The sequence below is a fragment of the Pseudomonas sp. S34 genome (assembly GCF_009866745.1).
Classification (GTDB): Bacteria; Pseudomonadota; Gammaproteobacteria; order Pseudomonadales; family Pseudomonadaceae; genus Aquipseudomonas; species Aquipseudomonas jessenii.
The window spans coordinates 1,501,080-1,507,500 of sequence record NZ_CP019398.1; the positions used below are offsets into that span (position 1 = coordinate 1,501,080).

The 6,421-nt window shown below is 57.4% G+C and carries 6 protein-coding genes, 1 tRNA gene and 1 rRNA gene (1 of these 8 running past the window's edge); 6 read left to right on the forward strand and 2 right to left on the reverse strand.

Going from position 1 to position 6,421, the window contains the following annotated elements:
* Window positions 1–5: 5 nt before the first annotated feature.
* Together PspS34_RS06575 and PspS34_RS06580 are read right to left on the reverse strand one after the other, a co-directional pair.
* Window positions 6–479, reverse strand: coding sequence for a peroxiredoxin (locus tag PspS34_RS06575; RefSeq protein WP_154861745.1), 474 nt, complete (start codon window positions 477–479; stop codon window positions 6–8).
* A gap of 10 nt (window positions 480–489) precedes the next feature.
* Window positions 490–1,050: a glycine cleavage system protein R gene (locus PspS34_RS06580; RefSeq protein WP_007979776.1), complete on the reverse strand. Its 561-nt coding sequence runs from the start codon at window positions 1,048–1,050 to the stop codon at window positions 490–492.
* Between the two features lie 327 nt (window positions 1,051–1,377).
* On the opposite strand from PspS34_RS06580, the gene dapA reads away from it, so the two are divergent.
* The 6 genes from dapA to PspS34_RS06610 form a co-directional block, all read left to right on the forward strand.
* Window positions 1,378–2,256: a 4-hydroxy-tetrahydrodipicolinate synthase gene (gene dapA, locus PspS34_RS06585; RefSeq protein ID WP_090453679.1), complete on the forward strand. Its 879-nt coding sequence runs from the start codon at window positions 1,378–1,380 to the stop codon at window positions 2,254–2,256.
* A 17-nt stretch (window positions 2,257–2,273) separates the two neighbouring features.
* Window positions 2,274–3,389, forward strand: a complete 1,116-nt coding sequence (bamC, locus tag PspS34_RS06590) for an outer membrane protein assembly factor BamC (RefSeq protein ID WP_057716016.1) — start codon at window positions 2,274–2,276, stop codon at window positions 3,387–3,389.
* Window positions 3,390–3,393: 4 nt separating this feature from the next.
* Entirely contained in the window at window positions 3,394–4,152 is a 759-nt protein-coding gene (locus PspS34_RS06595; RefSeq protein WP_057716015.1) for an MBL fold metallo-hydrolase, read from the forward strand.
* A 28-nt stretch (window positions 4,153–4,180) separates the two neighbouring features.
* Window positions 4,181–4,894: a phosphoribosylaminoimidazolesuccinocarboxamide synthase gene (gene purC, locus PspS34_RS06600; RefSeq protein WP_007944067.1), complete on the forward strand. Its 714-nt coding sequence runs from the start codon at window positions 4,181–4,183 to the stop codon at window positions 4,892–4,894.
* Window positions 4,895–4,977: 83 nt separating this feature from the next.
* Window positions 4,978–5,067, forward strand: a tRNA-Ser gene (locus tag PspS34_RS06605).
* A 630-nt stretch (window positions 5,068–5,697) separates the two neighbouring features.
* Window positions 5,698–6,421 (forward strand): 16S ribosomal RNA (locus PspS34_RS06610) (it continues 813 nt past the right edge of the window).

Genomic DNA, 6,421 nt, shown 5'->3' on the forward strand with positions numbered 1-6,421 from the left:
TAGAATCAGGCCTTGTTCAGTGCCTGAGCAGCCGCCAGAACCGCATCAACATGCCCCGGCACCTTCACGCCGCGCCATTCCTGACGCAGTACGCCATCCTTGTCGATCAGGAACGTGCTGCGATCCACGCCCATGTATTCCTTGCCGTAGAGCTTTTTCAGCTTGATCACGTCGAACAGTTGACAGATGGCTTCGTCCTTGTCGCTGATCAGCTCAAAGGGGAATTCCTGTTTGCACTTGAAGTTCTCGTGGGATTTGAGGCTGTCGCGAGACACGCCGAACACTTCGGTATTGGCGGCCTTGAACGCAGCGTATTGATCACGAAAGCCCTGCCCCTCGGTCGTGCAGCCCGGGGTGCTGTCCTTGGGGTAGAAGTAGATCACTACCTGCTTGCCTTTCAGGCCGGCGAGGCTGACGGTTTGCCCGCTGGTGGCGGGGGCTTGGAAATCGGCAACCGGTTGGTCGATGGCAACGGCCATGAAAGCTTCCTTACATTGGGTTCTGTGGGCGCCAGGGTTCGATCAGGGCATCGAGGTTCAGCGCGTCGGCAAAATCCAGGAACTGATCGCGCAGCCAGCTGATTTGCACGCCGGCCGGCAAGGTCACGGTAAACGTGGCGTTGAGCATGGTGCCGCCGGTCTGCGGGGCCTGATAAGTGTCGCAGGTCAGGTTTTCCAACTCGACATTGTGGTCCATGAAGAACTGGCACAGCTCGTTGATGATGTCCGAGCGGTAGGCCGAGCTGACATAAGCGACGTACGGCAGGGCCTGAGGGCGGTTTTCCAAGGCCGCGCTGCGCACCACGTTGACCGTGAACGCATGCCGCTTGGCCAATACTGGCAGGCTGCCTTCCAGGCGTGCCAGGGCATCCCAGCTACCGGAGATTTCCAGCACCAGGGCACTGCATTCGCCATGGCGGGTCAGGCGAGAGGTGACAACGGCGCAGCGGTTTTCATGGCTGGCGCGGCACAGGACGTTGGTCAGCTCCATGGGGTTGGCGCCGAGGGCACTGATAACAAGGAATTGTTCGCGAACTGTGGGGGTGGACATGCAGCATTCCTAAAGCGATGAGCGGTCGGTACGTCCAGAGGGCGTTTTGCCGGGGCGAGCCTGCGGATGCGAATTCAGAAACCCCCAAGCGGCAGGTCGCGACGTGCTCCGGCAGGGCGGGAGTGAGAGGCGGCAACGCTGGATCAGGGCTTGTGATGCCGTAAATGGAGGCTGAAACCCGACGCGCGAGCTTGTCTGTACCGATCAAAGTCTGAAGGGTAGCGAAAACCGGCGCCAAGGGGAATGGCGGCAGCACAGTACTTCGCTTGTGCAAGCATCTTGGCGCCAGTACCATTACGGCTCTCTTTTTCCGGCAGGAGCGGTTTCATGATTGCGGGCAGTATGGTGGCACTGGTCACACCCATGGATGCACAGGGGCGTCTTGACTGGGACAGCCTCAGCAAACTCGTGGACTTCCACCTTGAAAACGGCACCCATGCCATTGTCGCCGTCGGCACCACCGGCGAGTCGGCAACGCTTGATGTAGACGAACACATTGCCGTCATCAAGGCCGTGGTCAAGCAGGTCAACGGTCGCATTCCGGTCATTGCCGGTACCGGCGCCAACTCGACCCGCGAAGCCGTCGAATTGACCCGTAATGCCAAGGAAGCCGGCGCCGATGCCTGCCTGCTGGTAGTGCCGTACTACAACAAGCCGACCCAGGAAGGCCTGTACCTGCACTTCAAGCACATCGCCGAATCGGTCGACATCCCGCAGATTCTCTATAACGTTCCCGGCCGCACCTCCTGCGACATGCAGGCCGAAACCGTGATCCGCCTGTCCACCGTTCCGAACATCATCGGTATCAAGGAAGCGACCGGCGACCTCAAGCGCGCCAAGGCCATCCTCGACGGCGTAAGCAAGGACTTCATCGTCCTTTCCGGCGATGATCCGACCGCGGTCGAGCTGATCCTGATGGGCGGCAAGGGCAACATCTCCGTTACCGCCAACGTCGCGCCGCGTGAAATGGCCGATCTGTGCGAGGCCGCCCTCAAGGGGGATGCCGAGACTGCACGGGCAATCAACGAAAAACTGATGCCGCTGCACAAGGACCTGTTCATCGAAGCCAACCCGATTCCGGTGAAGTGGGCTTTGGTTGAAATGGGCCTGATGCACGAAGGCATTCGCCTGCCGTTGACCTGGCTGAGCGCACCTTGTCACGAAACGCTGCGCACGGCCCTGCGCCAGTGCGGCGTCCTGGTTTAATTGAGGAAGTACAACGCATGAAGCGAATGGCCGGACTTTCCGCACTTGCCTTGATTATCTCCAGCACTAGTGGCTGTGGATGGATCTGGGGCCCGGAAGGTTATTTCCGTGACCGTGGTAGCGATTACCTGGAAGCGCAACAGACTGCACCGATGCAAATGCCACCGGATGTCCGTACCGCCAAGCGTCTGGATCCGCTGTTGCCGATCCCGCGCAACGTGGCCGATGACACCGCCAAGGGCGAATACATCGTTCCTCGGCCGCAGCCGCTGACCGCGGGTGCTGACGCCGGTGCCTACTCCCTGCAGAAGAGCGGCGGCTCCAGCTCCATCCTGGCGCAGAATCCGCCGGCTGAAGTCTGGCCCGTGGCCGTTCAGTTCTTCCAGGACAACGGTTTCCGTCTGGATGAACAGCGTCCGCAAACCGGTGAATTCACCACGACCTGGCAGCATTCCGATGAACTGTCTGCGGCCATGGCCAAGCGCCTGAGCGCTGCCGGCGTCAGCACGGACAGCGAAACCCGCGTGCGGGTGCGCATCGAGCCGGGCGTGCAGCGCAATACCAGTGAAGTCTATGTGGTCAGCGCCGAGCGTCCCGCCGGCAGCACCGCCGACGTGGCCTTCACCAACCGTTCGGTCAACACTGGCCTGGACGCGGCACTGGTCGACGACATGCTCGCGAGCATGAGCCGTATCTCCGAGAAGGGCGGTTCGGTTTCCATGCTGGCTTCGCGTGATTTCGACGCGCCAAGTCGTGTCAGCCTGAGTGAAGACGGCAGCGGTAACCCTGTGCTGAACGTCGGTACCGACCTGGATCGTGCCTGGTCGAGCGTCGGTCGTGCGCTGGAACAAGGCGAATGGCGTGTTGAAGACATCAACCGCAGCCTGGGCCTGTACTACATCAACCTGGCCGAAAAAGCCGAGAGCAAAGACGACAAGCCAGGCTTCTTCAGCAGTCTGTTCGGCAGCGCGCCGAGCAAGGAAGAGCTTGAGGCCCGCGCCGAGCGTTATCAGGTTCGCCTGAGCAAGGTTGGCGAGAACGTCCAGGTCACCGTAGAGAAAAACATCAACACCGTGGCGCCGGCCGATGTGGCGCGTAAAGTGTTGAGCAAGATTCAGGACAACCTGGGCTGATCCTATGCGTTTTGCCGTTCTCGGCAGCGGTAGTCAAGGGAACGGCACGCTGATAGCCAGTGCTGATACGTACGTATTGGTGGATTGTGGTTTTTCCCTGCGGGAAACCGAAAAACGCCTGCTGCGCCTGGGTGTGAACCCTGCGCAGCTGAGCGCGATACTCGTGACCCACGAACATGCCGACCACGTGCATGGCGTGGGTTTGCTGTCTCGGCGCTACAATCTGCCTGTCTACCTCAGTCGCGGGACCTTGCGCGGGATGCGCAAACCTATTGAGCCGGCAGGCTTTCTGGCCGGCGGCGATCAACTGCAAATCGGCGACTTGAGCATCGGTGTCATTGCCGTGGCCCACGATGCACAAGAGCCGACGCAATATGTTTTCAGTGACGGTTTACGGCGCTTCGGCCTGTTGACCGACCTGGGCTCGTATTGTGACAAGGTGCTGGACGGCTATCGGGATCTCGATGCGTTGATGATCGAGTCCAATCACTGTCGTGACATGCTGGCTCGCGGTCATTACCCGTACTTTCTCAAGCAGCGGGTAGGCGGTGAACTCGGGCATTTGAATAACCACCAGGCGGCATTCCTGGTGGCCGAGCTGGGCTGGAAAGACCTGCAACACCTGGTCCTGGCCCATCTGAGCAGCAAGAACAACCTGCCGCGGCTGGCCCGGCAATGTTTTGTCGACACCCTTGGGTGCGACCCGGACTGGCTGCAACTGGCCGATCAAGATTCAGGGCTCGACTGGCGACATATCGCCTAGCCCATCTACTTAGCAAGCGGAGCCCATCATGGAAAAACGTGAAGAACTCTACCGCGGCAAAGCCAAGTCGGTTTACAAGACCGACGACGCTAACCGCTTGATCCTGCTGTTTCGTAACGACACCTCGGCGTTCGACGGCAAGCGCATCGAGCAGCTCGACCGCAAAGGCATGGTGAACAACAAGTTCAACGCCTTCATCATGCAGAAGCTCGAAGCGGCCGGCGTGCCGACCCAATTCGACAAATTGCTGGGCGACAACGAATGCCTGGTGAAGAAACTCGACATGATCCCGGTCGAATGTGTCGTGCGTAACTACGCCGCCGGCAGCCTGGTCAAGCGTCTGGGTGTCGAAGAGGGCATGAAGCTCAACCCTTACACCTTCGAACTGTTCCTGAAGGACGACGCCAAGGGCGACCCGTTCATCAACGAATCCCATGTCGTGGCCTTTGGTTGGGGCACGGCCGAGCAACTGGTGCGCATGAAAGAGCTGTCGCTCAAGGTCAACGAAGTCCTGAGCAAACTGTTCGATGACGCCGGCCTGCTGCTGGTCGACTTCAAACTGGAGTTCGGCGTGTTCCACGATGGCTCCATCGTGCTGGGCGACGAATTCAGTCCGGACGGCTGCCGTCTGTGGGACAAGGCCACCGGCAAGAAAATGGACAAGGACCGCTTCCGTCAGGGCCTCGGTGACGTCATCGAAGCCTATGAAGAAGTCGCCAATCGCCTGGGCGTACCGCTTTAACCGACGCAAGCATCTGATAGCACAGAAATATTTCGCTTAGGGGGTTCGCTTCCTGCGAAAGTGTTGTTATGATGCGCGCCGTTGGAGAGATGCCAGAGTGGCCGAATGGGACGGATTCGAAATCCGTTGTACCTTCACCGGTACCTAGGGTTCGAATCCCTATCTCTCCGCCATTATTGAACAAGACGAAGCCCCTGAAGTGGTTAAACATTTCAGGGGCTTTTTCGTTTCTGTCGTATTGGTCGGGGAGGGCATTTCGTGTCCCGGCATTTTTGACGTGATGCCCGTCATGCTCTTGGGATCCCCTGGGTATCCATTTGCCGTAGGGCTTTCTCACCATTGTTGTATCTATATGTCCAAGTGATGTGGTTTGGGTTCGTTGCTGTCCCAGTGCTTTATATAGATGCTGGAGGTTCTCATGGTGGCGGCCCGGACGCTTTGGCAAGGAAGAAGAATTTTCAGGTGGGGGGTTGACCACGTATTTTAATACTGTACTATTCGCCTCCCGCTAACGAGCAGTTTGATGTGGCTCTTGGTTTAAGTAGTTGATTTTGTTGAAAAATCAGAAACTTTTAAGGTTGCAAATTGAAAAGATGCGCTGTAAGATGCGCACCTCGGTTGAGACGAAAGATCTTAACCAGCCGCTCTTTAACAACTGAATCAAGCAATTCGTGTGGGTGCTTGTGGAGTCAGACTGCTAGTCAACAGATTATCAGCATCACAAGTTACTCCGCGAGAAATCAAAGATGTAACCAACGATTGCTGAGCCAAGTTTAGGGTTTTCTCAAAACCCAAAGATGTTTGAACTGAAGAGTTTGATCATGGCTCAGATTGAACGCTGGCGGCAGGCCTAACACATGCAAGTCGAGCGGATGACAGGAGCTTGCTCCTGAATTCAGCGGCGGACGGGTGAGTAATGCCTAGGAATCTGCCTGGTAGTGGGGGACAACGTTTCGAAAGGAACGCTAATACCGCATACGTCCTACGGGAGAAAGCAGGGGACCTTCGGGCCTTGCGCTATCAGATGAGCCTAGGTCGGATTAGCTAGTTGGTGAGGTAATGGCTCACCAAGGCGACGATCCGTAACTGGTCTGAGAGGATGATCAGTCACACTGGAACTGAGACACGGTCCAGACTCCTACGGGAGGCAGCAGTGGGGAATATTGGACAATGGGCGAAAGCCTGATCCAGCCATGCCGCGTGTGTGAAGAAGGTCTTCGGATTGTAAAGCACTTTAAGTTGGGAGGAAGGGCAGTAACTTAATACGTTGCTGTTTTGACGTTACCGACAGAATAAGCACCGGCTAACTCTGTGCCAGCAGCCGCGGTAATACAGAGGGTGCAAGCGTTAATCGGAATTACTGGGCGTAAAGCGCGCGTAGGTGGTTTGTTAAGTTGGATGTGAAAGCCCCGGGCTCAACCTGGGAACTGCATTCAAAACTGACAAGCTAGAGTATGGTAGAGGGTGGTGGAATTTCCTGTGTAGCGGTGAAATGCGTAGATATAGGAAGGAACACCAGTGGCGAAG